The sequence below is a fragment of the Frankia sp. CoWAU3 genome (genome assembly GCF_977971855.1).
The window spans coordinates 21,051-21,744 of sequence record NZ_CDWWXB010000042.1 but is presented as its reverse complement, the minus strand read 5'-3'; the positions used below and the strand labels follow the sequence as shown (position 1 = coordinate 21,744).

1 protein-coding gene and 1 pseudogene are annotated in these 694 nt (G+C 68.7%); both read right to left on the bottom strand.

All coding sequences use genetic code 11. The features are described 5' to 3' along the window. Nucleotides 1–155: 155 nt before the first annotated feature. A complete protein-coding gene (locus AC08ON_RS06540) occupies nt 156–419 on the bottom strand; it encodes a hypothetical protein (RefSeq protein WP_011435917.1) in 264 nt (87 codons plus the stop codon). Between the two features lie 6 nt (nt 420–425). Further along, nucleotides 426–694: pseudogene (locus AC08ON_RS06535) on the bottom strand (hypothetical protein); the annotation flags it as partial.

Genomic DNA, 694 nt, shown 5'->3' with positions numbered 1-694 from the left:
TCTAGGAAACTCCCGCTAGGACGTTGTTACCCAGACCTTCATCTGGTTACTGCTCTCACCCGAAAGGTGTCCTCCTGTAATCAGATGCCCCGGCAAGCCGCAACGGGGAGATCCCGTCCCACGTCGGGAGGCGTGCCGTGCCTCACCCCAGCCGTCTACAGACCGTCCCGGTAGTCCCGAACCTCCTGCACGGCCGATCCCAACGACGCCAGCGACGTCTGCAATGTGTCGCGTGTCTCCACCAGCGCGCTGGTCAACTGTTCGACCGCACGGTGCTCACTGCCGTCGGTCGCCGCGATCACCATCGCCTGCGCCTCCTCGATCATGCTCAGCGCGCCCTCCAACTGCCCGGCCACCTCCTCGGTGCGCCGGAACGCCTCGTCGAGCTGCGCCTTGACGTCGGCGATCGTGCCTGACACCCGTCCTCATCCCTTCCTGGAACCACCGCTCCTGGAACCACCGCTCCTGGAACCACCGCTCCTGGAACCACCGCTCTTCGATGCGCCGGCCGAAGCCTGCCCGCCGCCGAGGCCGAGACCGAAGCGGACCCCCACCGCGAGCGCGGCCAGCGACGCGATCACCCCGGCCGGTTCCATCGGGGCGAGCCGGAACGTAGCCAGCACCATCACCGCGGCCGTGCCCGCTCCCAGGGTGCCCGCCCGCAACACCGCCTTCGCCCCATCCTCGCCGCCGG